Genomic DNA, 26029 nt, shown 5'->3' with positions numbered 1-26029 from the left:
AACTTAACTAAAGATTGACTGACCATACTGTCATCGTCATGACTACATTATTTATTTCAATATGTAGTTGTTGAGACATTTTGGCCGCTATTTTGAAGTGTACAACTCATGAATAATATTCAAACGACAGCGTTGAACCGTACAACGTTGATGTTTCCTTTAGCTTTAGTGCTATTTGAATTTGCGGTTTATATTGGTAATGACCTGATTCAGCCAGCGATGTTGGCAATTACTGAAGATTTTGGTGTAAGTGCAACTTGGGCGCCGTCTTCAATGTCATTTTACTTATTAGGTGGTGCATCTGTTGCATGGTTACTTGGGCCTTTATCAGATCGATTAGGTCGTAAGAAAGTACTTTTAACTGGTGTTTTATTTTTTGCCTTGTGTTGTTTTTTAATTTTATTAACGAGGCAAATTGAATACTTTCTGACATTACGTTTTTTACAAGGTATTGGGTTAAGTGTAATTTCAGCAGTAGGCTATGCAGCGATTCAAGAAAATTTTGCCGAGCGTGATGCTATTAAAGTCATGGCACTTATGGCAAATATCTCATTGCTTGCACCCTTGCTCGGACCTGTACTTGGCGCATTTTTAATTGATTATGTGTCTTGGCACTGGGGCTTTGTGGCAATTGCTTTACTTGCACTGCTAAGTTGGTTTGGCTTAAAGAAACAAATGCCTAGTCAGAAGGTGAGTGTAACTAAACAACCTTTTAGCTATCTTTTTGATGACTTTAAAAAAGTGTTTAGCAATCGGCAATTCCTTGGTTTAACACTCGCGCTACCGCTTGTAGGTATGCCGCTTATGCTTTGGATTGCATTATCACCCATTATTTTGGTTGATGAACTCAAGCTAACTAGTGTGCAATATGGATTAGCTCAATTTCCAGTATTTTTAGGCTTAATTGTTGGTAACATCGTTTTAATTAAAATTATTGACCGTTTGGCTTTAGGTAAAACAGTCCTAATTGGTTTACCGATTATGCTCACTGGGACACTCATTTTAATATTAGGCGTTGTCTGGCAAAACTATTTAATTCCTTGTTTGCTTACGGGTATGACACTCATTTGCTTTGGTGAAGGAATTAGCTTTTCAGTGTTGTACCGTTTTGCACTGATGTCATCTGAAGTATCAAAAGGAACTGTGGCTGCCGCTGTTTCAATGCTATTGATGACGAGCTTTTTTGCAATGATTGAGTTGGTGCGTTATCTCTATACTCAATTTCATTTATGGGCTTTTGTCTTATCTGCTTTTGCATTTATTGCGCTGTGGTTTACTCAGCCACGTTTAGCTTTAAAACGGGAAATGCAGGAAAGAGTTGCCCAAGACTTACATTAAAAAAATACCGGAATTTATATTCCGGTATTTTTTTATTTTACTTAATCTCTTGTTCTAAAAGTTTGCCTTTAAGGGTTAATAATTCAGGCAAGGTTTCTAATAGTAAACTCATTTGTTTTAAAACAAGAGTGTAGCTTTCTGAAAAGTGTTCATGAGTTGTTAGACTTTGAATTTGCTTCAAAGTTTGCTCAAGAAAATTAAAATTAACAGAAGTTTGTTCAAATAAACTCTGGTTAAGAATTTGCTGACAATCCAGTAAGAGCTGTAATACCTGTTGATCCTCAATTTTTTGTCTTTGGCTACCTAATGCTGCGACATAACTCAACTGGCTATGACTATAAACCAGATAGCGAAAGGCGTAATGAATCAGCTCTGGTTTGGGATTGGGCTCAGCACTTAAGCTCGAAATCATATTCGACAGCTCAATTTGTGCGTTATGTGCAGCACGGCGAATTCTGCGATATTCAATGTCCTGATTTTTACCATGCTGGTATTGCTCAACAATTACATTGAAATAATCCAATGTGGCTTGGCTACTTTTTTTAATATTGTTTGGAATATTACGGAAGTTCCAGTCTGGCCATATAAAGTTAACGGCAAGCCATGCAATAAAGCAGCCTAATAAGGTGTCAATTAGGCGAGGTAAAATAATACTGAAACCTGCGCCTTTTAAGTTGAAAATGAGCAATACCATTAAAGTTGCCATCAGCGTTGCCAAGGCGTATTTCTTCTGGCGTAAGTAGAAAAAGCTAACTCCACAAATAATGGTAAGAATGAGCTGACCTTCAATACTTGGTACAAAATACAAAATAGGAATACCCAACAAAACGCCAAGTAAGGTTCCAATTGTTCTGAGTTTTAAACGGCTTTTCGTTGCGAAGTAAGTAATTTGGCAAACAAATAAACTGGTAAGCAAAATCCAGTAACCGTGCTGGGCGAAAGGTAGCAGTGAAATGCCGTAACCTGCTGCAAACACAACGGCAATTCGTATTGCATGTCTAAACAGAGCCGATTGTGGAGTCAGTTGCTGGCGAATTTTTAAAACAAGGTCAGAAAAATCTTGAATATCATCATCAAGTAAATTGAGATGATCTTGCTTGTTTTGACTTAGCGTTTCATTAAACGGTTGAGCATATTGAAGTTGTTCAAACTGTTCATGCATACCTTTTAGATTATTAAAAATCAGCTTTAAATTTTTAACTTCAAAATTTTGTGGATGCTGTTGTATCCAGTCTTTTAAAGAACTTTCCAGATGGTTTAAAACAATTTGCCCTTCTTGAGAAGGTTGATATTGCTGGTTATGCAAAATACATTGAGCTAAATCATGGCAAGCTTGGGCTTGTAAACGCAGATTTTTCTGAAAACGAAAAATGAGATCGCTACGGCTAAAATTTTGTTGAATATGTTCATAGTGTAGATAGTTAGAGGTGGCCTGCTCATGTATATCGCGGGCAAAAAAGTACAGGTTTAACCAGTAAATACTTTTATTACTGACTCGTGATGCCTTAAGACGAGTGAGCAAAGAGCTACGTATTTGGTTAAGACTTTGCGCGACTTGCGTATTTTGGAGTGATAATTCAAATAAAAGCTGTTCAACATTTTCTTTATTGTCTGGATCGAACAAGCGGGCTTTAGCTTGAAGTAAGGCAGAGATTTCTTCAAAAATTTGCGAAAGCTTATCTTGTAAAGGAAGTGTTGGTTTTAAAAGAAAAAATAAAATAGATGTTAGGCCGTACCACAGTGCGCCATAGACAAAATAAGTAGGCTGTTGGTACCAGTGAGCATATTCTCCTAAACCAAACATGCTGTAAATCGAGAGTAAAATCGTACCAAAAGAAATCGTGGCGTAACGCTGGCCTAAGGCTCCCAATAAAATAAAACAAGCACTTGAAATTGAAAGATATAAAATAAATAAAAATTTATAAGGTGCTAAAAAACCAAGAATAGTGCTGACAGTAAAAAAGAGTAGGCAGACATAGAGCAGGTTACGTAATCGAAGGCTTAAGCGATCATCAAAATCGGTAAGTGCAGCGGCGATCGCACCTAATGTCACAGGAACGATGAGCTCGTTATGACCTAACTCTAGTAAGCCTAAAGTTGTGCCTGTGAGTACAATTAAAATTTGCAGACAGTAAATTAAAATTGAATTCGCTTTAAAACGATTGAATAGTTGAGTCAGATAATTCACGGCTTTTTTTCTAAATGAGAGGATACGTGATAAGGGGTATTTAATTTTTTATTACTTGAAAAATATTATGCGTTTTGTCTAAAAAAGTCAGTTAATTTTTTAAGATTTTATAATAATTAAGTGATCTAAACTGCTTAATAAAATAGCAAAATTGTGGATATCTTTTTAGATACCCACAATTTAAAAAAAATGACAAATTATTGAATTACGCCACAGGCAATTCGTGCTCCACCACCGCCTAAAGGTAGAGGAGAATCTGAATAGTTGTCCCCACCAGCATGGATCATAATTGCACGACCTTGAATGTCCGCAAGTTTTAAACGTGGCGCAATAACAGCGGTGGTAGCCACTCCTGTGTTATCAACGACTAATGCGGGTAAGTCGCCTAGGTGTCCTGTAGTAGGCGTACCATGATGTGGCGCTTGGTTAGGGTTATAGTGACTACCTGCAGCTAAAGCAGCACCTGGTTTTCCATCTTTAACAGCAGGGGCGCACGATGCATTTTCATGAATATGGAAACCGCGAGTACCGCTTGGTAAATCTGCTAAAGCAGGGGTAATAATTAAGCCTTTATCACTGTCTTGAAAGCTAATTGTCCCGATTTTTTTACCAATCCCATTGGCTGTTACTTCATTCACATCGACTACTTTTTTGGTATGCATCGTTGTTAATGCATGAGTCGTTTCCGATACTGTTTTGCTGACCGTGCTACAACCGACTGTTAATAGAGCTGTGAGTGCACATACTGCACTCATTTTATTTAATATTGGCATTATTAGATGTCCTTATAGATATAAATCTGATTTTTTTATTCAAGCAAAGGCGTGTAAACCCTACAAGTTACTTTAAATAGTCACTTTGTATCCTGAAACATTTTTAAATCATTGGCTTAATTTTTAGATGGTGGTAAATCATCATCCGAATCATAAATCATAGTGGTTTTTGGCATGGGTTCAGGATCAATGGTTTCATGGAGCCATTCGCGCCAAATCGCTAATAGAACGGCTAAAATAACTGGCCCAATAAATAAACCAACTAAACCAAAACTCGCAATACCACCTAATACACCAAACATAATGAGTAAAAACGGAATTTGGGTTGCACCAGAGATCACGAGTGGACGAATCACGTTATCTGAACTACTTACAATAAGAACACCCCATAAAACCACGCCAATCGCTTCCATAGTTTGCCCTTGAGAGAACAACCATAGGCCAACGCCTAAATAGGAAACAGGAGTGCCAAAAGGAATGAGTGCTAATAAGAATGTTGCAATCGTGAGTACCATTGGATTTGGTACACCCGCTACGAAATAACTTAATCCAGCAAGTACAGCTTGAGCAATCGCAGTTAAACCCACACCGTAGACAACAGCACGAGTTGTTTCTGAAATCGTATCGAGATAATGGTGAATACGTAGGCCAATCACCATTTCTAAGGCTTTACTTACTTGAGTTAAGATGTTGTGACCATCACGATAAAAGAAGAAAAGCGTTAAAATTGCAAAACCAAGTTTGACGATATTTTTACTAATTTCATTGAGTAACACTCGCCCATAACTTAAATGGCTTTGTACCCAAGCGGCAATACTCTGAATCGTGCTGTTAGGGTCGGTGTTTATATCGTTTAGTGTTCGGCTTATTTCTTTACCAATAAAAGGAAGATTTCTAATGAAATCAGGTACGCTTAAATGACCAGAAAAAACTTGGCGCTGTAAATCAAGATAGAGGTTGCGGCCTTCATGTTGCAAAATAAAAATAGCGCATATAAGGGGAACACCAACAACTAAAATGACTAAGCTAATCATGACGGTAGCATTTAAATTATTACGATTTTCTCCAAAAAAACGTTGGATTCTTAAATAAATAGGCCAAGTCATGTAGGCAATAATGGCAGCCCAAACTACAGGTACAATAAAGTACTTCAGGATGTTAAATCCTAAAAACATCAGGATAAAAAACAGCCCAAACAATAAAACGCGCTGTAAAGTAGGAGCGTATTGATGCACGAACAAAAATTCTCTAATTTTTAAAATAGGGTGAGGCCATATTAACTGAAAAATGACTTGAGGCAAATTTTAGGCAGAAATGCTAATGCACACATTCCTGCTCAATAAAAATAAAAAGTTATTTTTAGAACCACTCAGATTTATCTTCAATCAGTTTATTTAAAAGCGGCTGCCACTGGCTTTGAATTGCAATAAAGTTTTTTTGTGGTTTATCAAACACACTCAAACCTTGCATTGCTAGGCTGCCATACGCACTACGCTCTGCAATCCATGCAATCGGTTCATGTTCGATTTTTTCAAAAAATTGCTGAATGTCTTTTGAACTGGCGCTGTTCGGTTTAACTCGATTTGCAAGTAGTAAGATTTGTACTTTGCCTTTGCGTATACGCTTAATGTCTTGCAAATGCTTGAGAAAACGACGTGTACTATCGATATCAAAAAATGAAGGCTGAAGAGGTGTAATAATGGCATGAGCTTCGCTGACTAATTGTTCAGCATGGTCGCCCGAAAGAGCACCTGGTGCATCAATAATTAGATAATCTAAATTTTTCGGCGCATCACCAATCGATTTTTCGTGACGCCAATCCAAGCTTTGAATCGCAGCTACGCTTTCTGGACGTTGCTTTAACCATTGTAAAGAAGATTTTTGGTTATCAGAGTCTGCTAATGCTACTTTATATCCTTTTTGTGCCAAAGCTGTTGCCAACGTAATGGCTGTCATGGTTTTTCCGCATCCGCCCTTTTGATTTGCAATAAGTATCGTTTTCATAAATCCAATTATTTTCAGCAGCACATGTGTTTATGTTTTATACCTTAGCATCTTTTTATAAGAAGTAGATGACCACCTTTGACAAAAGTTTAAGCTACTCAGTAATTTTAGATATGATTGCTCATCTATCGCGATGATATGTATTTGTTAAGGAAAATTTATGTCCGTATGGCTGGCCATGCTTATAGGTGCTGGTATTGGTATTATTATCACTACACTCATTTTATCAAATACCCGTAATGGTCGAATTAAGGCTGAATACGAGCAATATATTGCGGAGTTAGAGCTTGAGCATCAACAGGCATTAGCGCACGCACAAAAACGGAGTGTGAATACAAGCCGTGCCGTATTAAAAGGTAAAATGGCAGAACAATTCGCGCCGATTTTACCTGAGTTTCAATACTTACCGAGTGATGCCAAGTTCTTGGGTGATCCGGTTGATTACGTTATTTTTGATGGCTATACCGATTTTAGAGATGGGGATGGGACTGCCGAGGATATTCAGATTATTTTGCTTGATATAAAAAGTGGGGGAGCGCGTTTGACCAAAGGGCAGCAGGCAATTGCTCAAGCAATAAAAGAAGGAAAGGTTCGTTTTGAAACGTTACGAATTGATTTTGAAGATTAACAATCTATTTAATTAGGCACAAAAATAGACGAAATTGATCTGTATTGTTACTAAATTCCGATATTTTTTTCATCGCTTAGAGCTACCATAAATTAGAGATCTACTGCATTTGATCTAGCAATATTTGAGGTATAAAGCGATGAAAAAACAACATGTAATGATAGGTTTATTGGCCTCTTTATGTATCAGCTCAGCTTTTGCTTCGACGGCATCTACTTCTGGTGAATATAATATTGCAAATGGTTTGTTACCGATTGAAAAAGATCAATCGATTTCTGTATTACAGCCATTCCAAGGCAATTTTAGAATTTTAGGTTCAAAAATTTATAAAAATGATGAACAAGCTAAGTTTTCACCGATTGATTATGCGGTAAGTTGGGGGCTGTTTGCTCAACCAGATATTGCTCGTACCATTTCAGTTAAACAGTATGACCGCTATTTGAACTGGAAAATGAATAAACTTCCAGTACCTGCTGACCAAGCAATGCAGATGGTGTCTAATATGCACATCATTCCTGCTAGTCCTCAGATTGCTCAGCAAATCAAACAAGTTAAACGCGGTGACTTGGTTTATCTCAAAGGTGAGTTGGTCGAAATTAAAGACAAAAATTTAGTTTGGCGATCATCTTTAACCTCAAGTGATACAGGTGATGGTGCTTGTGAGTTATTCCGTGTTCAATCGATTCATTGGGTTGAAAAACAAAATATATAAATTAAAAAGCCTTCTTAATCAGAAGGCTTTTTATTGCACGCTATAAAATTAATGCTGCTGTGAGGCTTTCCAGTATTTCAACTGGTTTTGTGCTTGTAAGTAGTCAGCAAGTTGATTGACCTGTTCATCTTTATTGGCTTGTTTATCATTGATGTGTTTTTCTTGATTTTCCCAATATTGGTAAAGCAAGCCTTGAATATAACGACCTTGTTCAGTTTTTAAGTCGAGGTCTTTTAACATGGTCAATGCTGAGCGCACATTATCAAGCGTACGTTTTTGTTCAAATTCTGTGGTGAGTGTACCTGCCGCATGCATTTTTTCTAGCTCAGTTTCCATTTCATCACTCATTTCAGTAAAGCGACGGTCATAGTCTTCTAATAAAGCAATGTCATGTGCATCATCAGCAGTGGCTGCGAACTTTTTAACAGGTCTTTCATTGAGCTTTTCCATCACCTGATCGGTAGATGAATTTGTCTGATGTTGTTCGGTCTTTGCTGGCTCATCTGCTTTTTTACAAGCAGTCAATAATAGGCTAGAGCTGAGCAAAGACATTAAGATGATATGAGGCGTTTTTTTAAACATAGCTTTCAACCGAACCTATTCTCTATGATTTGACGATGTACTTTTCTGAAAGTGATATGCATATGTGACATATGGAAAATCAATCTGATCTTGTGGGCCTAGCCCCGTAAAATCATAAACAATTTTTTCAAACTGAGCTTTGAGCTGTAATTGATCTTTTTCGGTCATTGCTGCAATAAAACTTGTAGAGAGTAATCTTTTACTTACCACTTGTTCGACAGTACCATGCTGCGATTGCGAAAAAGTTTCTAAGCTGTCAAAAGTAAATAAATTTTGATTTTCAAAAACCTTTTTCCACTTTTCACTATGGTAACGCGGTGTATCACCTTCAAGTGGTAATAAAAAATCTGCTAAGGCCTTCACCCAGTCTGTACGTTCATCACGTTGGTTCCAAACGAGTCCCAAATGTCCTTGTGGTTTTAATACTCTATGGATTTCAGTCAGTGTTTCTATGTTGTCGAACCAATGGAAAGATTGAGCGCAAATGACCGCATCAATTTGTTGATCATTTACCGGAATAGCGTGGCTAAACGCCTGTAAAGTTTTAATATCAGAATAGGTTTGCTGAAGCTGTTGTAACATCTCGCCAATTGGCTCTACTGCAAGAATATTGGCATGGGTTTGTTTTAAGTAGGGTAAGAATTTGCCAGTACCTGAGCCAAGATCAATAACAGTAGAATTTTCATGTATTTGGAGACATTCTTGTAGCCAACTCACTATTTCTACGGGATAATTTGGCCTAACTTGCTGATAAAGCTCAGCAGCTGAGCTGAAGCCTTTTTGAGCGGCAGGATGTAAGGATTGTGTCATATTTTGCGCTTTTTAATCTGACTGGCATCTATAAAATAAGATACTCCGCAATCATAAATTGGCAAAACACCTATTTTGTTTCATTTTTGACTATGTATGTGGGAGTAAATTTTCTTTCGGTGTGAGCATGGATAAGCAAATTATTTTTGAAGACGAACACATTAGAGCCATTTTTTTACAAGGCGATTCTAATACATTAGTTCTCTCTTTTGGCGATTTGATTACCCGAGCGAGTGGCTTATCTATCAATGCTGAAAAGTCTCTAATAAAGTACCAATACAATGTTATTGGGATTATGCCAAAACAAAAATCATGGTTCCCAAAAGCCAGTATGGTTGAAATGGCTAAAGCCATTTTGCCTATTATTCAGCGTTTTAAAAATATTGTAGGTTATGGCGGCTCAATGGGTGGCTATGCAGCAATCAAATATTCGAATCTTTTAAATATGAATCGAATCGTTGCATTTGTACCTCAATATTCAATTGACCCTGAACAAGTTGAAGACCGACGTTATGCTGAATTCTTTGATGCTGTCGCAAATAAAGACATGCAAATTCAGCTGCAAGATATAGATGCAAGTCGTGAATATATTATTGTTTATGACCCTTACTTTGCCGTCGATCGTGAACATTACTTAAAAATAAAAGAAATATTGCCAAGTTTATATACGGTTCATTTGCCTTTTACAGGACATGAAGCTTTATCTGTATTGGCAAGTTCAAGTCTTTTACATGATTTTATTGAACATGAATTTGATGAAACGTATTTTTATCAACATATTCGTAAAATTAAAAAACAAAGTAAATTCTATTACCGTAATGTACTTGCGAATGTGCTGACATACCATGACAGCATGTTATTGAAAATTTTACGTCAAAATGATTTTCAATTGGATGAGCGTTATTTAGATAACCCGCTCAAGCAAGCGATTACACGTAGTCTTGTAAAAACAAAGCAGGCGACTGAACAAGACTTCCAAAAACTTGGAATTAAAATTCAGTACAGCCAGCAAGTTGTAAGCTCTAACAAAGGCTTGCAGACTCATTCTGGTACAGTCTTAGTATTCAATTTAATTAATCTAAAGCTTGAAAGCTATGCTGTAGATGTGTTGCTCGCAAATACATCGTATCTGATTCCGATTGTGGCAGAGCAGACCGGAGTTGCACACATTGAATTAAATAATGAAATTTATTTGTTAGGTATGAATGACCGAAAAATTATTAAATTATTTAAACAAGGTGATGCATTAAGCTCGGATATGAGTCCATTTGTCATTAAAAAATATTCTGATTTTTTTGCATTGAGCTATAAGCAATTCAATTTAGATTGTGATGAACAAGGCGTTTGTGACTACATTGAAGGTTCAGTTCAACCATCGCAACAATTTGTACTGACCCGTTTTTAATTTAATTTACTGATTAAATAAAGCCCAAATCTTCAAATTTGGGCTTTATTTTTTGCTCAAAAAATATTTTTTTATTAATTTATTTGTATATGAAATTAAAAGTCATTATTTAAATAAATAGTGTGATTATTTTTTAAATAAAGATAGGAGTAAAAGTAGTCATGATAAATTAACTGAAAAATTATTATATTTAAAAAATAATGGTTTTTATTTTTATATAAATTAAAGAAATAGTGTGGGGTTAATTAAAATACAATTAATACTTTTATAATTATCAAAGTACTGTTTTAATTGATATTTTATTTTAGATGGGAAGATGTGCTTAAAATAGCTTCACTATTCAAAGATAATTGCATATTTATTTTTTTCTCCTAAAATGATTTTTTACTAAATTGTCGTTACAGTTTTTTATATGCAATCATTAAATTATCGGAATAATGATGCATCGCAACATGGAAGTTCTGCACCTTTGAAACGAGCAATGAGTACTCGACATTTGGTGATGATCTCCCTTGGCGGTGCCATAGGTACAGGTCTTTTTTTAGGGTCTGGCGACGTAATTTCTCAAGCAGGCCCAATTGGCGCAATTATCTCTTATTTCTTGGGCGGTTTGATTGCCTACACCGTTATGCTCTGTCTTGGTGAGCTAGCGGTTCATGTGCCTGAGTCAGGCTCTTTTGGTGAATACGCACGACGTTATATTGGTCCAGGCACAGGGTATATGATCACCTGGCTATATTGGCTAACTTGGACTGCCACTTTAGGAACTGAATTTACTGCCGCAGCTTTACTTGTTAAGGAATGGTTTCCTACTACTTCTGTTTGGGCATGGACTTTATTTTTTGGTGGTCTCGTCTTTTTCCTCAATATCAGTTCAACGCGTTTGTTTGCTGAATCTGAGTTCTGGCTTGCGCTGATTAAAGTTATAACAATTATTGTCTTTATTACTTTGGGGTTGTTGGCAATTTTTGGTTTTATTCCTTATCACGGGCATGAAACAGCACCATTGTTTAGTAATTTAACGGCTCAAGGTTGGTTCCCGCACGGATTATTTCCAATTTTTACAACCATGCTCATTGTGAATTTTGCCTTCTCTGGTACTGAGCTTATTGGTGTGGCTGCAGGTGAAGCAGAGGAGCCAGCGAAGACTGTTCCTAAAGCAATTAATGCAGCAATTTGGCGTTTACTTATATTTTTTGTAGGAACAATTGTTGTTATTTGCTCTTTGCTACCATTCCACCTTGCAGGTCTTAATGCAAATGATGTGAGCAGTAGTCCATTTGTGACGGTATTTAACTATATTGGTATTCCGTATGCAGAAGATATTATCCGTTTCGTAATTATTACGGCTCTACTTTCTGCTGCTAACTCTGGTTTGTTTGCTGCTTCACGTATGATGTGGTCGCTTTCAGCAAAAAATCAATTACCTAAAATTTTCGCTAAACTCACACCATCAGGAACACCTATTGTTGCCATTATTGTGACCATGTTTGGTGCTATTCCTGGGTTACTTTCAGAACAATTTGCCCCAGAAACAATTTTCAAAAATTTACTAGGTGTTGCTGCTTTTACAATGGTGGTGGTCTGGATCGCAATTTGCGTTTCACAATTTAATTTCCGTAGACAATGGTATAAAGCAGGTAAAACAGCAAAAGATTTACGTTTCGCTGCACCACTTTTCCCTCTTACTCCAATTGTAGGTGGGCTATTCTGTATTGTTACCTGTGTCAGTATGGTGTTTGATCCATCTATGCAGGTTGGCTTTATCTGCTGCATTATTTTTATCTTGCTGTGCTATGTGAGCTATTTTGTTTTTTATCGTAAGAAAGAAATTGCTCCGAACAAAGCCATTTCTTAGCTAATTTTGTTGATTGAAGGTCCCTTATGGGGCCTTTTTTTATGGTGATAAATTAAGCTTGGGAGCGGGGTGTTATATATTTTTTTTAAAAATGTTTTTTTTATTTTAATAATTAAATCAAATAATGATTCATAAATTAACCATTTGTCGGAATGGTATTAATAGCTAATTATTATAAGTTTTTAAATAAGTACATGTTTAACATGATTATTTAATAGTAAGGAGTTTTTTATATTTTTATTTTTGTTTTAAATTGGACCGCACAAAAAAAATATTATGAAATTTTCTAAATTTTTCTAAGGTTTTTTGAAATTTTTTGTTAATTAAGTTGTTGTTATTAAATGGTAATTTTTTAACCATTTTTATTTTTAATATTTTTTTAATTTCCATAAAATAAAATTATTATGGCTTAAGGTTTTTTTAGGCTCAGTTACTTTTTTATTATAAAATTTAGAGAAAATTGATTATTTTTTCTCTGCTTGTTTATTTTAAAATGTTCTAAATTACCTTGCGCTGTGCTATATTTACTTAAAGATTTTATGTCTATATGAAAGCATGATTAACCAGCTTGAGTAGTGATGTGAAGCTTGCAGTATTAGTGAACAATTTTTATTTAAAAAGACTAATGGAGGGATCTATCGATTAGTCAAAAATAATTTTATGGACTTATGGTTTTTTCGTTTTATGAACCCTAGTTCTTTTTAACTCCCAAACGGTTATATCACCTCTTTTGCACTTATTTACGATCGACTTGTTTGAGTTGATTGCGGTGGAACTTTTGCTTTTATAAAGACGTTTTTATAAACAGCAGATGAGGCAAAAGAAAGATTGTAAAAGATATCGATATATAAAAGTAAATCGTACTTTTGATATCACAAGATGGAATTTAAAAGGTCTGAAGCTTTAGAAGAGCTGAAGATTTTATAAATAAATCAAGACATTGTTATTGCAAGGTTTTGGTTGCTGAATAATAAAGACTGCGGATTTATCACATCTGAGTCTGTATAGGTAAATAGGAAAAAAGATGTCAGATCTTTCATACGTAAACGAACACAGCGATGCATGGCAAACTTACTTGGCACAAATTGACCGTGTTGCTCCGTACTTAGACCATTTAGCTGAGTTTATTGACACTTTAAAACGTCCAAAGCGTGCGCTTATTGTTGACGTGCCAATCGTGATGGATGACGGTTCTATTCAGCACTTTGAAGGCTACCGTGTACAACACAACTTGTCTCGTGGTCCTGGTAAAGGCGGTGTTCGTTACCATCCAAACGTTGATTTAAATGAAGTGATGGCGTTATCTGCATGGATGACAATTAAAACTGCTGTTTTGAACTTGCCATTTGGCGGTGCAAAAGGTGGTATCCGTGTTGATCCACGTAAACTTTCAAATCGTGAATTAGAGCGTTTAACTCGCCGTTATACGACTGAAATTGGTCACATTATCGGACCTCAAAAAGATATTCCTGCTCCAGACGTTGGTACAAATGCCAATATTATGGGTTGGATGATGGATACTTACTCTACAAGCCAAGGTTATACAGTAACTGGTGTTGTAACTGGTAAGCCAGTTCACTTAGGTGGTTCTTTAGGTCGTGTTAAAGCGACTGGTCGCGGTGTATTCGTTACAGGTCGCGAAGTAGCTGCAAAAATCAATTTACCAATTGAAGGCGCGAAAATCGCTGTTCAAGGTTTTGGTAACGTAGGTAGTGAAGCTGCTTTCTTGTTTGTTGAATCAAAAGCAAAAATCACTCACGTTCAAGATCACACTGGCACAATTTTCAATGCTGACGGTATTGATCTTGTTGCATTACGTGAACACGTAAATGCAAACCAAGGTGGTGTTGGTGGTTTCGCTGGCGCGCAAGCAATTGCTGATGAAGATTTCTGGACTGCAGATGTAGACATCATTATTCCTGCTGCGTTAGAAGGTCAAATCACAGTTGAACGTGCTGAAAAAATTAAAGCTAAGTTGATTTTAGAAGGCGCGAACGGCCCGACTTATCCTAAAGCTGAAGATATTTTAGTTGAGCGTGGCATTGTTGTGGTTCCTGACGTGGTATGTAACGCCGGCGGTGTAACTGTAAGTTACTTCGAATGGGTTCAAGACATGGCGAGCTACTTCTGGACCGAAGAAGAAATCAACGAGCGTTTAGACAAGTTGATGGTTCAAGCTATGCATGACGTTTGGAATACAGCAAACAGTAATGCTTGTACTTTACGTACAGCAGCTTACATCTTGGCATGTGAGCGTATCTTAAAAGCTCGTAAAGAACGCGGTATTTTCCCAGGCTAATCTGAGGAAATTACCTTTTTAGGAAAAGTGGGCTGAGCAAATATAAAGGATGTATAGGGTTATTTGTTCAGTCCCTTTTTCTAAATAAATTAAATAAAAGACAGTAAGACAGATTAAATAAATTAAATAGATACTGAGGTAAGCATGGAACAGCCAATTTCTGTAACTCGAAGCAACTTTAATGACTGGATGGTTCCAGTTTTTGCACCGGCAAATTTCATTCCGGTACGTGGTGAAGGTTCACGTATTTGGGATCAAGAAAATAAAGAATATATCGATTTTGCAGGCGGGATTGCAGTAAACGCATTAGGTCATGCGCATCCAGTGGCAGTAAATGCATTAACAGAACAAGCTACAAAACTTTGGCATGTAGGTAACGGTTATACCAATGAACCTGTTCTACGCCTTGCTAAACAACTCACTGAAAATACATTTGCCGACAAAGTATTCTTCTGTAACTCAGGTGCAGAAGCGAATGAAGCAGCATTAAAGCTTGCTCGTAAAGTTGGACTCGACAGCGGTGTGGCAGGTAAAAGTGGCATTGTGGCATTTAATAATGCTTTCCACGGCCGTACTTTATTTACCGTTTCGGCGGGTGGTCAACCTAAATATTCACAAGACTTTGCACCACTTCCAAACGGCATTAGCCATGTTGCTTACAATGATTTAGAAGCTGCCAAAGCAGTCATTAATGAACAAACCTGTGCAGTGATTGTAGAGCCTGTACAAGGTGAGGGTGGGGTAATTCCTGCTGACATCGAATTTTTAAAAGGTTTACGTGCACTGTGTGATGAGTTTGGTGCCTTACTTATTTTTGATGAAGTGCAAACTGGTGTAGGCCGTACAGGTTCACTTTATGCCTACATGAACTATGGTGTTACTCCAGATGTGCTTACTACTGCAAAAGCATTGGGTGGTGGTTTCCCAGTGGGTGCAATGTTAACAACTGATAAATTTGCTCCGCATTTTTCAGTGGGTACGCACGGTACAACTTATGGCGGTAACCCGTTAGCAAGTGCGGTTGCTGGTGCTGTATTCGAATTTATTAATACACCAGAAGTGCTTGAAGGTGTAAAACATCGTCATCAATATTTCCTCGATGCACTAAATGCATTAAACGCTGAACATCAGATTTTTGAAGAAATTCGTGGTCAAGGTTTATTGATTGGCTGTGAATTAAAAGCTGAGTATGCAGGGAAAGCTAAAGATATTACGACTTGGGCGGGTGAAGAAGGTTTACTTGCTTTAATTGCAGGCCCGAATGTGGTTCGTTTTACTCCGTCGCTTATCATTCCTGAACAAGATATTGATGAAGGGATTGCTCGTTTAAAAAGAGCGTTGGCTAAATTGGCTAAATAAAAAAAAGGAAAGCTAGCCATGATGATCGTCCGTCATGCCGAGTTTCGAGACCTTGAAGATATTTATAAATTAGCGGGTAAGTCGGGTGTAGGCCTGACTTCCTTGCCACAAAATATGGATACACTTTCGGCTCGAATTTCACGTACTCGCAATACTTTAAATGGCAATGTCCATAAAAGTGAACAAGGCTATCTGTTTGTTCTTGAAGATACAGAAGCTCAACGTGTTATTGGTTTAAGCGCAATTGAAGTTGCTGTAGGACTCATTGAGCCTTGGTACAACTTTCATGTTGGTACTCAAGTACACGCTTCAAAAGCATTAAATGTCTATAAAGCATTACCGACTCTATTTTTAAGTAATGACAGAACAGGAAGCAGTGAGCTCTGTACATTATTTTTAGATCCGGAACGTCGTGAAAACCAAAACGGTAAATTCTTATCAAAAATCCGTTTTATGTTTATCGCAGCATTTAAGCAATATTTTGAGAAAAAACTCATTGCTGAAATGCGTGGTTTCTCTGATGAAAATGGATGTTCACCTTTCTGGGATGCGATTGGCCACCATTTCTTCAATATGGATTTCTCAACAGCAGACTATTTAAGTGGAATTGGCCAAAAAGTTTTTATTGCGGAACTTATGCCACGTTTTCCAGTTTATGTAGACCTTCTACCAAAGGCTGCACAAGAAGTGATTGGGAAAATGCATCCACATACTTTGCCTGCTTATCATGTGCTTGAGTCAGAAGGCTTACGTTATCAAGGATATGTCGATATTTTTGATGCGGGTCCAACCATTGAAGCCAATATTGATGAGTTGCGCGCAGTTAAAGAAAGCCAATTTTTAACAGTCAAAATTACAAATGAAGCAAGCGTAGGTAAAACACAATACCTTGTTGCCAATGATAATTATCACGACTATCGAGCCATGTTAATGAAGCTTGATCTCGTAGATAGCACTCTAAATTTAACCCATGAACAAGCTGAAAAACTCGGTGTACAAGAAGGTCACGCTGTTCGTGTGTTATCACTAAATCCTATGGAAGTATCCTGATGTCAAACTCTTTATTTATAAACGGTGTCTGGTTACAAGGCAGCGGTACAACATTTGTAAAAACAAATCCAGTTGATAACCAAACTGTATGGTCAGGCGCTGAAGCTACGGCTGCTGATGTTGAGAAAGCTTGCCAAGCTGCACGTACAGCATTTCCTGCATGGGCGCGTTTACCTTTTGCTGAGCGTGTTGCGATTGTAGAGAAGTTTGCAAAGCTGCTTGAAGAAAATAAAAAACATTTAGCAGAAGTCATTAGCCAAGAAACCAGTAAACCTTTTTGGGAAACGTTAACTGAAGTTCAATCTATGATTGGCAAAGTTGCGATTTCGATTCGTGCTTATCATCAGCGTACTGGCGAAAGCTCAACTGAAATGGCAGATGGTGTGGCATCTTTACGTCACCGTCCACATGGTGTGCTCGCAGTTTTTGGTCCATATAACTTCCCGGGCCATTTACCAAATGGACATATTGTTCCTGCATTGCTTGCGGGCAACACAGTTGTATTTAAACCAAGTGAATTAACGCCTTGGACTGCTGAAGAAACTGTAAAACTTTGGCAACAAGCAGGTTTGCCAAATGGCGTAATGAACTTAGTTCAAGGTGGCCGTACTACTGGTGAAGCTTTGGCAGCTTCCCATGAAATTGATGGTCTATTGTTTACCGGAAGTGCAAATACGGGTTACCACTTACATAAGCAAATGGCGGGTGCGCCTGAGAAAATTCTTGCGCTTGAAATGGGTGGTAATAACGCATTGATTATCGATGAAATTGAAGACATTGATGCTGTAGTTAACCTTACTATTCAATCTGCTTTTGTTTCGGCTGGTCAGCGTTGTACATGTGCGCGCCGTATCTTAGTCAAAAATGGTGCAGAAGGTGATGCATTTATTCAACGTTTTGTTGAAGTTGCTAAAAACCTGAAAGTTGGTCGCTGGAACGACGAACAACAACCATTTATGGGTGGCGTGATTTCATCGGTTGCTGCAACAAACATGATGAATGCTCAGCAAAAGTTACTTGAGCTTGGTGCAAAAAGCTTATTGCCAATGACACGTCCTCAAGAAGACAGCTCGCTACTTACTCCGGGTATTGTTGATGTAACAGGTGTGGCTGGTATTCCAGATGAAGAATATTTTGGTCCGCTTACCACCATTCAACGTTATGACAGCTTTGATGAAGCATTGAAAATTGCCAATGCAACTCGTTTTGGTTTGTCTGTTGGTTTGGTTTCTCCAAAACGTGAACTCTTTGATGACTTACTGATTGAAGCACGTGCCGGTATTGTAAACTGGAATAAGCCATTAACAGGCGCTTCAAGTGCTGCGCCATTTGGTGGTGTTGGAGCTTCGGGTAACCACCGTGCAAGCGCGTTTTATGCTGCTGACTATTGTGCTTGGCCAATGGCTTCACTTGAAAGTGAAAGCTTAAGTTTGCCAGAAAAATTATCTCCAGGGATTGTGTTGCCTTAACACTAGGGAAAGAAAAAATGAAAGGATATGAAGTAAATTTTGATGGTTTAGTGGGACCAACACATCACTATGCGGGTTTGTCTTTTGGTAATGAAGCATCAACCAAAAACCGTAATAACACCTCGAATCCAAAATTAGCAGCGAAACAAGGCTTATTAAAAATGAAAGCCTTGGCTGATATGGGAATGAAACAAGGTGTACTTGCTCCGCATGAGCGTCCACATGTTCCAATGTTACGTCGTTTAGGTTTTACTGGAGATGACATTAGTGTTGTTGCTCAAGCAATGCGTTATTCACCAGAGCTATTGTCATCTTTAAGTTCAGCTTCTCCAATGTGGACTGCAAATGCTGCAACAGTTTCACCTTCGGCTGATAGCCAAGATGAACGCGTGCATTTTACAGCAGCGAACTTGAACAATAAGTTTCACCGTTCAATTGAAGCTGAAACAACGAGCCAAGTTTTACAAGCCATCTTTAAAAATGAACGTCACTTTGTACACCATGAAGCTTTACCACAAGTGGCTTTATTTGGTGACGAAGGTGCAGCAAATCACAATCGTTTAGGTGGTGATTATGCTAAGCGCGGTGTTCAGGTTTTTGTTTATGGTCAACAACATTTAAATAATGGCTTACCGGGACCAAAACGTTATCCAGCACGTCAGACACGTGAAGCAAGTGAAGCAATTGCACGTTTACACCGTTTAGATGATGCACATACGGTTTTTGTTCAACAAAACCCAGATGTGATTGATCAGGGTGTTTTCCATAATGATGTGATCGCGGTAAGTAACCAACAGGTTTTATTCCACCATCAACATGCTTTCTTAAATCAAGATCAAGCTTTTGCTGAAATTCGTCAAAAAATGGCAAGCATTGGTGAAGATTTTATTTCGATTGAAGTACCTGAAAACCGCGTTACTGTTGATGATGCCGTAGCAACTTATTTGTTTAATAGCCAGATTTTGACTCGTCCTGATGGTGGTATGACCATTGTTGTACCAGAAGAGTCTCGCCAAAATGCTGCAGTGTGGAGCTATTTGAATGATATGATTCAAATGGGTACACCAATTGATGCAATTCAGGTGTATGACCTACGTGAAAGTATGCGTAATGGTGGTGGACCAGCATGTTTACGCTTGCGTGTAGCTTTAAACGAAACTGAATTAAATGCTGTAAATCCAAAAGTCCTCATGAATGATCAGTTGTTTGGCACACTCAATCAATGGGTAGATAAACACTATCGTGATCGTTTAGCTCAAGAAGATTTAGCAGATCCGCATTTGCTTATGGAAAGCCGTATGGCGCTTGATGAACTCACCAAAATTTTAGGTTTGGGTTCGGTTTATCCTTTCCAAAAATAATGAGGAGGTGACATGCAAGATTTTCTAGCATTAACCTTACAAGGTGAGCAACCTACAGTACGCGAGGGAAAACAAGAAAATTTTTCTTGGCGTTGGTTAGGTGAGGGACTTCTTGAATGTACGCCACATGTACAGTACGACAAAGCTGTCGTACTGTCAGCTGGGGTACATGGTAATGAAACAGCACCAATTGAATTGTTGTCTCAACTTTGCACTGATTTATTTGCTGGACGTTTAAACCTTGCTGTGAGGTTGCTGCTTGTATTGGGTAACCCGTATGCAATGCGTCAAGGTAAGCGTTATGTGCATGATGATGTAAACCGAATGTTTTGTGGTGGATATAAAAATTTACCCGTAACAGAGGAATCTAAGCGAGCTGAGGTTTTGGAACACGCAGTTGCCACTTTCTTTCAGGAAAGTGAGAGTGAGGCTAAGCGCTATCATTATGATTTGCATACCGCAATTCGGGCTTCATTATTACCAACCTTTGCTTTATTGCCTTATCAAACGCATGACTACGATGCTGATTTGATAGCAAGTCTTGATGCTGCCGATTTAGATGCTTTGGTTTATCACCGCGCTGCAGGTAAAACCTTCACACATTTTACCAGTGAGAGTTTTAAAGCTGCGAGTGCCACCTTGGAGTTGGGGAAAGCCTTGCCATTTGGACAAAATGACTTGAGCCAGTTTGCTGCAATTGATGAAGTCATGCGTCATGTGGTTTCCGAACAAGCTTTACCGACACGACATAAATCGAAAATTCGAGTGTTTCAGGTATCTGACTCTTTAATAAAAAAAGATGAAGAGTTTCACATGAATTTATCTGCTGAGGCTCCAAACTTTTCAACTTTTACTAAAGACGAAATCATTGCGATGCAACCTTCGGGTAATTATGTAGTTGAGCAAGAGCAGGTCTGGATTTTATTTCCAAACCCAAATGTGAAGATCGGTTTACGTGCAGGCTTGGTTTTAACTGAAACACGCTAAATAACTTTTAGATCAATAAAAAAGGGCAATAAATTGCCCTTTTTTATTGATAACTGATTAGTTAGTACCGAAAAGACCTTTAACGAAAGATTTCTTTTCAGTTTTTTGTGTAGAACCTTGAGCCCCTGCATTTACGTTTGCATTTGCACTAATTCCAACTGGAGCAACATTAACACCAACGTTTACACCTGTTTGAGCGTTAACTGCATGAGCTGGTTGAGCTGCATTTAATTGTGCTTGAGCATCAGCTTTAGTGCCAGCAACAAATTCTTTTTGCTCTGCTTGGTTTTGAGCTACGCGGGCTTTAACTGCATCTACACGTGCTTGAGCATCAGCTTGTTTTTCAGCAGTAAATTCTTTTTGGTCGGCTTGTTTTTCTGCAACTTTAGTTTTTACTGCATCAAGATGCGCTTTTGTATCAGCTTTAGCTTCAACTGCTAAGTTTTTAGTACCCGTTGCGGCTTTAGTCGCTAAATTTTTTGTTCCTGTTGCTGCTTCAGTAGCAAAATGTTTAGTGCCTGTTACAGCATCAGAAGAAAGTTCAGTCACTTTACCTGTTGTTTTTTTAGTTGCTTTAACTGTAGTGTCAGCCGCTACATGACCAGCATGTTTTGCAGTATGGCCTACAGTGTGAGCAGTATTTTTGACTGTATTGGCTACGCCACTAACAAGTCCACCTGGTTGTACATTAACTTGGGCAGAGGCACCTGCATTAACGCCCGCACTTTGTGCAAAAATAGAGGCAGAAGCAAGAACACTTGCAGTCACGATAGCTGTTTTCATCATTTTCATTGCGATATCCTTCAAAGAATATACCCTTTAGTGAGGTATTTCATAAACGCAATCGCATCATAGTCAAACCTTGATTCGCTTGGGAATCACCTTCATCAAAACGTTACAACAGCATTACAGTCAATAAACACATAAGGGAGAAATTGTGGAGAAAGAAAAATATTAATAATAAAGTGAAATAGATATCGATATTTTATGATTTAAAACCAGCAAAATATTTTCTCTCTTTTTGTTCTCTGAAATAAAAACAATTAAAAGCATTCAACATAACCATTTTTCTATATCTCTAAAGATGATTCTTTTTTCATTTTTTATTGGAGTTAACGGCATAGTTATTGCTTATTATGAGAATAGGGTGCTTTTTGGCGCTTTTTTGAACCATATTCTGCCAGAAATATAAACGTACAGGGCAGAACTGTATTTTTGCTTATTCGGGAAAAGGTGTTTTAGCTTTTCTCATGTTTATATATTTCAAGAAATAGAAATTTCACATGAAATATATCTAAAGAAATAGCGCCTTATTTCGAATAATCAAAAATAAATGTAGATGTCTATAAACAAAAAAACAGAGATCTTAAATGATGAAAATTATTGCTTCCCTTTTCATATTGGTCGGCTTAGTCGCCGTTGTTCTTTATTTTAAGCCAACAAGCGGTGCATCTGAGGTGTTCAATTCTGCTTTACATAAGCCGAATTCATCACAACCAGACACTTCATCTTTACTTTCTAAACTTAAGGAGCCTGCTCAACCTAAAAACGTATCTTTAAATTCAACTCAACCCAGCCCAGTATCAGCAGATACTGTTCCTTTCTATGACACAAAAAGTGATCTTTCTATTCAACCGATTGATCCAGAAAAAGATCCAGCAAATGAAATAAAAGCGAAATAAGTAAATTGTTAGTCGAAAGACTACGGAGAAAAATAATGCAAAGTAAAACGTTATTTCTATTAGGTCTATGTACGATCTTAAGTACAACTGCATCTGCTCTTCCTTTGGACTCTAAAGGTGCTAAACAGCAGTTAAATCAGGCAGCAAAACAAAAAGTATTTCAGGGTAAAATTGATTTAGATGCCTTGGTCACCAATGATTCTAATGACCTTATCGTTGAATACAATATCCCTTCGGAAAGTGTAGCTTCAGGTTTGGAGCGGCGAAGTTATATTGCTGCAAATAAAAAGAATATACAATCGAGGTTTAATCGTGGTGTAGGGGTACAAGTACTTCGGGACTACAATAATTTGCCTTTAGCTTTTTATCGAATTAGTAATAGAGAAGCTTTAGTTGATTTACTTAACGATCCGAACGTTAAGGCCGTATATCCAAACCGAATCAATCAGCCTACGACGATGGAAAGTCTGCCTTTAATTAATCAGCCTCAGGCCAATACTAAAGGTTTTAATGGAACCGGTTCTAGTGTTGCTGTGCTGGATACAGGGGTAAATTATTTACATTCGGATTTTGGCTGTACGGCGGTGAATACACCTTCAAGTACATGTCGTGTCGTTTATTCATTTGATAGTGCTCCAGATGATGGCTCACTTGACGATAATGGTCACGGTAGTAATGTTTCAGCGATTGTGTCTAAAGTTGCTACCAAAACAAAAATTATTGGAATAGACGTTTTTCGATCAGGTTCAGCCTATGATAGTGATATCATTGCGGGCATTAACTGGGCAGTAAATAACGCTAAAACATACAATATTAAAGCGATAAATTTGAGCCTTGGTGTTCCTGGTGTTAAATACAAATCTGAATGTAGTAATAGTAGTTATGGAACAGCATTTGCAAATGCGCGAGCTGCTGGAGTAGTACCAGTAGTCGCAACTGGTAACGATGCATTCCCTGATGGTATTTCTTCACCTGCTTGTGTTGCTGGAGCGGTAAGAGTAGGTGCTGTATATGACAGTAATATTGGTGGTGTGTCATGGGGGAACCCAGTGAAATGTTCTGACCCAACCACGGCAGCGGACAAAGTGGCATGCTTTAGTAACGGGGGCAGCCTTGTGACTTTATTGGCACCAGGGGCAATGATTACTGCGGGTGGCTATACTATGGGAGGTACTTCTCAGGCGACGCCACATGTGGCTGGCGCAATTGCATTATTAAGAGCAAACAGTGTTACACCAACTGAAACTATCGATCAGACCATTAACCGTTTAAAAACCACTGGTAAACCTATTACTGATTCAAGAACGGGCTTAGTTTTCCCACGCATTGATTTACTGGCGGCAACCAATGGCTTAACTGTTAACTAAATAGCATATTTATAATTTTTTATTAGGTCCAAGAAATTTAAAATGGCTATGGCTCGTTGCAAAAGATTACTTCTGCAACGAGTTTTTTTATGGAAAATTTTTAATCACATTTTTCTAAATTGGTTTTACTAAAATTGCTCTGGAGCTTTTTAAAATTATTTTGAATTGCTGGATCTTGAATATTAAACGTGGTTGAGCTTTTTGTCGTCGAGTTGGTGGCTTGACTTAATATGCCGGAAGAATCTGGATATTGTTCCGTAAATGATTGAGCTGAAATCAGGCCTTTATTGTTAAAAATCCAGTGCTCAGTCACTTGTCCTCCACCTAAATAACCCGTAAATTCAATCATGCACGCTTGTTTATCGTGTTTAATGAGTTTGGCTACATTGCCGGTGGTGGTTGGATAAGCTTCGATATTCGTATCTTGTTCTAAAACTTGTGCCTGAGAATAAGAAGAAACAGATTTGGTGGTCGCACACGCAGTTAATGCTACACAACATAGTGTTGAAAAGAGAAGTTTTTGACTATTCATAAGGCAGATTCCTAGCTCTTTGTATTTGGTGACATTTCTTTTTAAAGTATATATTTTTTGAAAAGCGCGACATGATCGCGCTCCTCAAACCCAATTTTAATTGGTCGTCGTGCTAGATTTGCTTAACTCACCTTGTTCTATCGGTATGTTTTCACCATTTCGACTACTGGTAATATTTTGTTTGGCTTGCTCTATTTTCTGTTCAGTAAAGACTTTTGCTGTATCTGCTTTTTGTTGAACGACTTCTGCTTTTTCAGCTGTAAATTCTTTGGTGTTTTTCCATTTTTCACTAATTTTATTCGAGGTTTTTTCTGAAGCACCTTGAATAGAGTCTCCTAAATTTTGTATGCCTTTTCCTGTTTTATATAACAGGACACGTCCTAAACTTGGGTTATCACCATAAGGTTGAGTCTTAGATGTTGCTTCATTTACTTGTTGAGGCTGTGTTGTTTCAGCAAAAAGGGTTGATGAAGCCAATATAGAGCTTGCAACGCATAACAATTGTAAGGTTTTCATTTGGATCAATCTCCCCAATTACTTTAAAAGTTGAAGTGCTGATCTTACTGTTAAAAATATACCTTGTGCAGCCATGAGATAAAACCCATACGATTTGATTACGAGAATTCATCATTTAATAGCAATAGACTTACTATTCCGAATACTCATAAATAAAATTCAGACTTAATTAACTCTATAAATGTATCTCTCGCTTTGTGGTTGCTCACATTTTTATGCCAGAAAAAGTGATTTTGCATAAAGGCAAGATGTTCAAACTTATAACTCTGAATATGCGCTAAATTTTTATATTGTTCATAAATACTCTTAGGGACTAAAGCCACGCCAGAACCCGCACTCACACACCCAATAATGGTGGCATAACTGGTAATGCTGGTGATGGGAAGTGAAATATTCTTGAGTTTAAGCCAATCTTCGAGAGCTGCACGGTAAGGGCAGCCTTCAGTCCACATAAAAATTTCTTTACCAATCAAATCTTCTTGGCAATGAATTTCACCCAAAGAGTGAGACGCAATTAGGACCATGTCTTCTTGATAAATACTGAGTTTATTGAGCATAGGGAACTCAATATTGCCTGCGACAATTGCACCATCAAGTTTGTGCTGAGAAATATCGACTAATAGCTGTTTCCATGTGCCAGTAATAATTTGAATGGAAACTTCCGGATAACGTTGATGATATTTCGCAAGTAAGTTAGGTAGACGAGTTGTAGCAGAAGATTCAATAGCTCCAATTTTTAATGGGCCAGAGGGCGGTGCATCAGGGTGAATACTTCGTTTGGCTTCATCACAGAGTGCTAAAATTTTACGGCAATAATTAAGGAAGATTTCTCCTGATGGCGTGAGTTTTAAACTTTTTCCTTCACGATAAAACAGCGGTGCACCGAGTTCTTCTTCAAGTTGTTTAATACGCGTTGTGATATTGGAAGGTACACAATGTAGTTGCATTGATGCCTTTGCCATTGTTCCGCATTCAACTACGGTCTGAAACATTTTTAACTGGGCGATATCCATATTTTATCATTCACTTTTAATGAATATATGACTCAATATAAATTAATTTTATTCAACTATCCATGCGCATATGATGGAAGTGTTCCATTTTATTAA

General features: G+C 37.7%; 23 protein-coding genes. 13 read left to right on the top strand and 10 right to left on the bottom strand.

Annotated elements, in window-relative coordinates; translation table 11 throughout:
* Positions 1-108: 108 nt before the first annotated feature.
* A complete protein-coding gene (locus tag RMA95_RS05080; RefSeq protein ID WP_311069778.1) occupies positions 109-1338 on the top strand; it encodes an MFS transporter in 1230 nt (409 codons plus the stop codon).
* A 37-nt stretch (positions 1339-1375) separates the two neighbouring features.
* On the opposite strand, the gene yccS is transcribed toward RMA95_RS05080, so the two are convergent.
* The 4 genes from yccS to RMA95_RS05060 form a co-directional block, all read right to left on the bottom strand.
* Positions 1376-3526, bottom strand: coding sequence for a YccS family putative transporter (yccS, locus tag RMA95_RS05075; RefSeq protein ID WP_311069777.1), 2151 nt, complete (start codon positions 3524-3526; stop codon positions 1376-1378).
* A 197-nt stretch (positions 3527-3723) separates the two neighbouring features.
* Positions 3724-4293, bottom strand: a complete 570-nt coding sequence (gene sodC, locus RMA95_RS05070; protein WP_311069815.1) for a superoxide dismutase [Cu-Zn] SodC — start codon at positions 4291-4293, stop codon at positions 3724-3726.
* A gap of 122 nt (positions 4294-4415) precedes the next feature.
* A complete protein-coding gene (locus tag RMA95_RS05065) occupies positions 4416-5534 on the bottom strand; it encodes an AI-2E family transporter (protein ID WP_284087440.1) in 1119 nt (372 codons plus the stop codon).
* A 124-nt stretch (positions 5535-5658) separates the two neighbouring features.
* Positions 5659-6303: a ParA family protein gene (locus tag RMA95_RS05060; protein WP_174724423.1), complete on the bottom strand. Its 645-nt coding sequence runs from the start codon at positions 6301-6303 to the stop codon at positions 5659-5661.
* A gap of 160 nt (positions 6304-6463) precedes the next feature.
* On the opposite strand from RMA95_RS05060, the gene RMA95_RS05055 reads away from it, so the two are divergent.
* Positions 6464-6931, top strand: a complete 468-nt coding sequence (locus RMA95_RS05055) for a Holliday junction resolvase-like protein (RefSeq protein ID WP_311069776.1) — start codon at positions 6464-6466, stop codon at positions 6929-6931.
* Positions 6932-7070: 139 nt separating this feature from the next.
* On the top strand, positions 7071-7643 hold the full coding sequence (locus RMA95_RS05050; RefSeq protein ID WP_284087439.1) for a hypothetical protein: 573 nt from the start codon (positions 7071-7073) through the stop codon (positions 7641-7643).
* Positions 7644-7691: 48 nt separating this feature from the next.
* Here the strand turns inward: RMA95_RS05050 and RMA95_RS05045 are convergent, their stop codons facing one another.
* Both RMA95_RS05045 and RMA95_RS05040 read right to left on the bottom strand, forming a co-directional pair.
* Positions 7692-8225 carry a hypothetical protein gene (locus RMA95_RS05045; RefSeq protein ID WP_004705274.1) on the bottom strand — a complete coding sequence of 178 codons (534 nt, stop codon included), beginning with the start codon at positions 8223-8225 and terminating at the stop codon, positions 7692-7694.
* Between the two features lie 15 nt (positions 8226-8240).
* Positions 8241-9035, bottom strand: a complete 795-nt coding sequence (locus tag RMA95_RS05040) for a class I SAM-dependent methyltransferase (RefSeq protein ID WP_311069775.1) — start codon at positions 9033-9035, stop codon at positions 8241-8243.
* A 127-nt stretch (positions 9036-9162) separates the two neighbouring features.
* Here RMA95_RS05040 and RMA95_RS05035 point away from each other — a divergent pair, with 127 nt between their 5' ends.
* The 8 genes from RMA95_RS05035 (at position 9163) to astE (ending at position 20823) form a co-directional block, all read left to right on the top strand.
* Positions 9163-10440 carry a hypothetical protein gene (locus RMA95_RS05035; protein ID WP_311069774.1) on the top strand — a complete coding sequence of 426 codons (1278 nt, stop codon included), beginning with the start codon at positions 9163-9165 and terminating at the stop codon, positions 10438-10440.
* Positions 10441-10852: 412 nt separating this feature from the next.
* Positions 10853-12298, top strand: a complete 1446-nt coding sequence (locus RMA95_RS05030) for an amino acid permease (RefSeq protein WP_134262442.1) — start codon at positions 10853-10855, stop codon at positions 12296-12298.
* 1024 nt (positions 12299-13322) lie between these two features.
* Positions 13323-14597 carry a Glu/Leu/Phe/Val dehydrogenase gene (locus tag RMA95_RS05025; RefSeq protein WP_134262440.1) on the top strand — a complete coding sequence of 425 codons (1275 nt, stop codon included), beginning with the start codon at positions 13323-13325 and terminating at the stop codon, positions 14595-14597.
* A gap of 144 nt (positions 14598-14741) precedes the next feature.
* Positions 14742-15956, top strand: coding sequence for an aspartate aminotransferase family protein (locus tag RMA95_RS05020; RefSeq protein ID WP_311069773.1), 1215 nt, complete (start codon positions 14742-14744; stop codon positions 15954-15956).
* 18 nt (positions 15957-15974) lie between these two features.
* Positions 15975-17006, top strand: coding sequence for an arginine N-succinyltransferase (astA, locus tag RMA95_RS05015; RefSeq protein WP_311069772.1), 1032 nt, complete (start codon positions 15975-15977; stop codon positions 17004-17006).
* Complete coding sequence (gene astD, locus RMA95_RS05010; RefSeq protein ID WP_311069771.1) at positions 17006-18475, top strand: succinylglutamate-semialdehyde dehydrogenase; 1470 nt, start codon at positions 17006-17008, stop codon at positions 18473-18475. Before astA ends, astD begins: the two co-directional genes overlap by 1 nt.
* A 17-nt stretch (positions 18476-18492) precedes the next feature.
* Positions 18493-19836 carry an N-succinylarginine dihydrolase gene (gene astB, locus RMA95_RS05005; RefSeq protein ID WP_263614688.1) on the top strand — a complete coding sequence of 448 codons (1344 nt, stop codon included), beginning with the start codon at positions 18493-18495 and terminating at the stop codon, positions 19834-19836.
* Between the two features lie 12 nt (positions 19837-19848).
* Positions 19849-20823 (top strand): succinylglutamate desuccinylase, encoded by a 975-nt coding sequence (gene astE / locus RMA95_RS05000; protein WP_311069770.1) that lies wholly within the window; start codon positions 19849-19851, stop codon positions 20821-20823.
* Positions 20824-20880: 57 nt separating this feature from the next.
* On the opposite strand, the gene RMA95_RS04995 is transcribed toward astE, so the two are convergent.
* Positions 20881-21615: a hypothetical protein gene (locus RMA95_RS04995; protein ID WP_311069769.1), complete on the bottom strand. Its 735-nt coding sequence runs from the start codon at positions 21613-21615 to the stop codon at positions 20881-20883.
* A gap of 581 nt (positions 21616-22196) precedes the next feature.
* Here RMA95_RS04995 and RMA95_RS04990 point away from each other — a divergent pair.
* Positions 22197-22505 carry a hypothetical protein gene (locus tag RMA95_RS04990; RefSeq protein WP_031945722.1) on the top strand — a complete coding sequence of 103 codons (309 nt, stop codon included), beginning with the start codon at positions 22197-22199 and terminating at the stop codon, positions 22503-22505.
* A 35-nt stretch (positions 22506-22540) separates the two neighbouring features.
* Positions 22541-23872: a S8 family serine peptidase gene (locus tag RMA95_RS04985; RefSeq protein WP_311069768.1), complete on the top strand. Its 1332-nt coding sequence runs from the start codon at positions 22541-22543 to the stop codon at positions 23870-23872.
* A gap of 100 nt (positions 23873-23972) precedes the next feature.
* Here the strand turns inward: RMA95_RS04985 and RMA95_RS04980 are convergent, their stop codons facing one another.
* The 3 genes from RMA95_RS04980 to RMA95_RS04970 form a co-directional block, all read right to left on the bottom strand.
* Positions 23973-24404 carry a hypothetical protein gene (locus tag RMA95_RS04980; protein ID WP_311069767.1) on the bottom strand — a complete coding sequence of 144 codons (432 nt, stop codon included), beginning with the start codon at positions 24402-24404 and terminating at the stop codon, positions 23973-23975.
* 96 nt (positions 24405-24500) lie between these two features.
* Positions 24501-24920, bottom strand: coding sequence for a hypothetical protein (locus RMA95_RS04975; protein ID WP_311069766.1), 420 nt, complete (start codon positions 24918-24920; stop codon positions 24501-24503).
* A gap of 146 nt (positions 24921-25066) precedes the next feature.
* Complete coding sequence (locus RMA95_RS04970; RefSeq protein WP_311069765.1) at positions 25067-25933, bottom strand: LysR family transcriptional regulator; 867 nt, start codon at positions 25931-25933, stop codon at positions 25067-25069.
* Positions 25934-26029 lie beyond the last annotated feature (96 nt).

This window comes from Acinetobacter sp. V110_1 (assembly GCF_031798975.1).
Taxonomy (GTDB): domain Bacteria; phylum Pseudomonadota; class Gammaproteobacteria; order Pseudomonadales; family Moraxellaceae; genus Acinetobacter; species Acinetobacter nosocomialis_A.
The sequence above is the reverse complement of the archived record's forward strand: the minus strand, read 5'-3'. Positions and strand labels throughout refer to the sequence as shown.

What these genes read in the sequence shown, in the direction of transcription:
- RMA95_RS05040 (WP_311069775.1), bottom strand. Translation starts at nt 9,035, where the DNA reads ATGACACAATCCTTACATCCTGCCGCTCAAAAAGGCTTCAGCTCAGCT.
- RMA95_RS04980 (WP_311069767.1), bottom strand. Translation starts at nt 24,404, where the DNA reads ATGAATAGTCAAAAACTTCTCTTTTCAACACTATGTTGTGTAGCATTA.
- RMA95_RS05025 (WP_134262440.1), top strand. Translation starts at nt 13,323, where the DNA reads ATGTCAGATCTTTCATACGTAAACGAACACAGCGATGCATGGCAAACT.
- RMA95_RS04995 (WP_311069769.1), bottom strand. Translation starts at nt 21,615, where the DNA reads ATGAAAATGATGAAAACAGCTATCGTGACTGCAAGTGTTCTTGCTTCT.
- RMA95_RS04990 (WP_031945722.1), top strand. Translation starts at nt 22,197, where the DNA reads ATGAAAATTATTGCTTCCCTTTTCATATTGGTCGGCTTAGTCGCCGTT.
- RMA95_RS05050 (WP_284087439.1), top strand. Translation starts at nt 7,071, where the DNA reads ATGAAAAAACAACATGTAATGATAGGTTTATTGGCCTCTTTATGTATC.
- RMA95_RS05060 (WP_174724423.1), bottom strand. Translation starts at nt 6,303, where the DNA reads ATGAAAACGATACTTATTGCAAATCAAAAGGGCGGATGCGGAAAAACC.
- RMA95_RS05035 (WP_311069774.1), top strand. Translation starts at nt 9,163, where the DNA reads ATGGATAAGCAAATTATTTTTGAAGACGAACACATTAGAGCCATTTTT.
- astB (WP_263614688.1), top strand. Translation starts at nt 18,493, where the DNA reads ATGAAAGGATATGAAGTAAATTTTGATGGTTTAGTGGGACCAACACAT.
- RMA95_RS04975 (WP_311069766.1), bottom strand. Translation starts at nt 24,920, where the DNA reads ATGAAAACCTTACAATTGTTATGCGTTGCAAGCTCTATATTGGCTTCA.
- RMA95_RS04970 (WP_311069765.1), bottom strand. Translation starts at nt 25,933, where the DNA reads ATGGATATCGCCCAGTTAAAAATGTTTCAGACCGTAGTTGAATGCGGA.
- RMA95_RS05055 (WP_311069776.1), top strand. Translation starts at nt 6,464, where the DNA reads ATGTCCGTATGGCTGGCCATGCTTATAGGTGCTGGTATTGGTATTATT.
- RMA95_RS04985 (WP_311069768.1), top strand. Translation starts at nt 22,541, where the DNA reads ATGCAAAGTAAAACGTTATTTCTATTAGGTCTATGTACGATCTTAAGT.
- RMA95_RS05045 (WP_004705274.1), bottom strand. Translation starts at nt 8,225, where the DNA reads ATGTTTAAAAAAACGCCTCATATCATCTTAATGTCTTTGCTCAGCTCT.
- astE (WP_311069770.1), top strand. Translation starts at nt 19,849, where the DNA reads ATGCAAGATTTTCTAGCATTAACCTTACAAGGTGAGCAACCTACAGTA.
- astA (WP_311069772.1), top strand. Translation starts at nt 15,975, where the DNA reads ATGATGATCGTCCGTCATGCCGAGTTTCGAGACCTTGAAGATATTTAT.
- RMA95_RS05020 (WP_311069773.1), top strand. Translation starts at nt 14,742, where the DNA reads ATGGAACAGCCAATTTCTGTAACTCGAAGCAACTTTAATGACTGGATG.
- astD (WP_311069771.1), top strand. Translation starts at nt 17,006, where the DNA reads ATGTCAAACTCTTTATTTATAAACGGTGTCTGGTTACAAGGCAGCGGT.
- RMA95_RS05030 (WP_134262442.1), top strand. Translation starts at nt 10,853, where the DNA reads ATGCAATCATTAAATTATCGGAATAATGATGCATCGCAACATGGAAGT.
- RMA95_RS05080 (WP_311069778.1), top strand. Translation starts at nt 109, where the DNA reads ATGAATAATATTCAAACGACAGCGTTGAACCGTACAACGTTGATGTTT.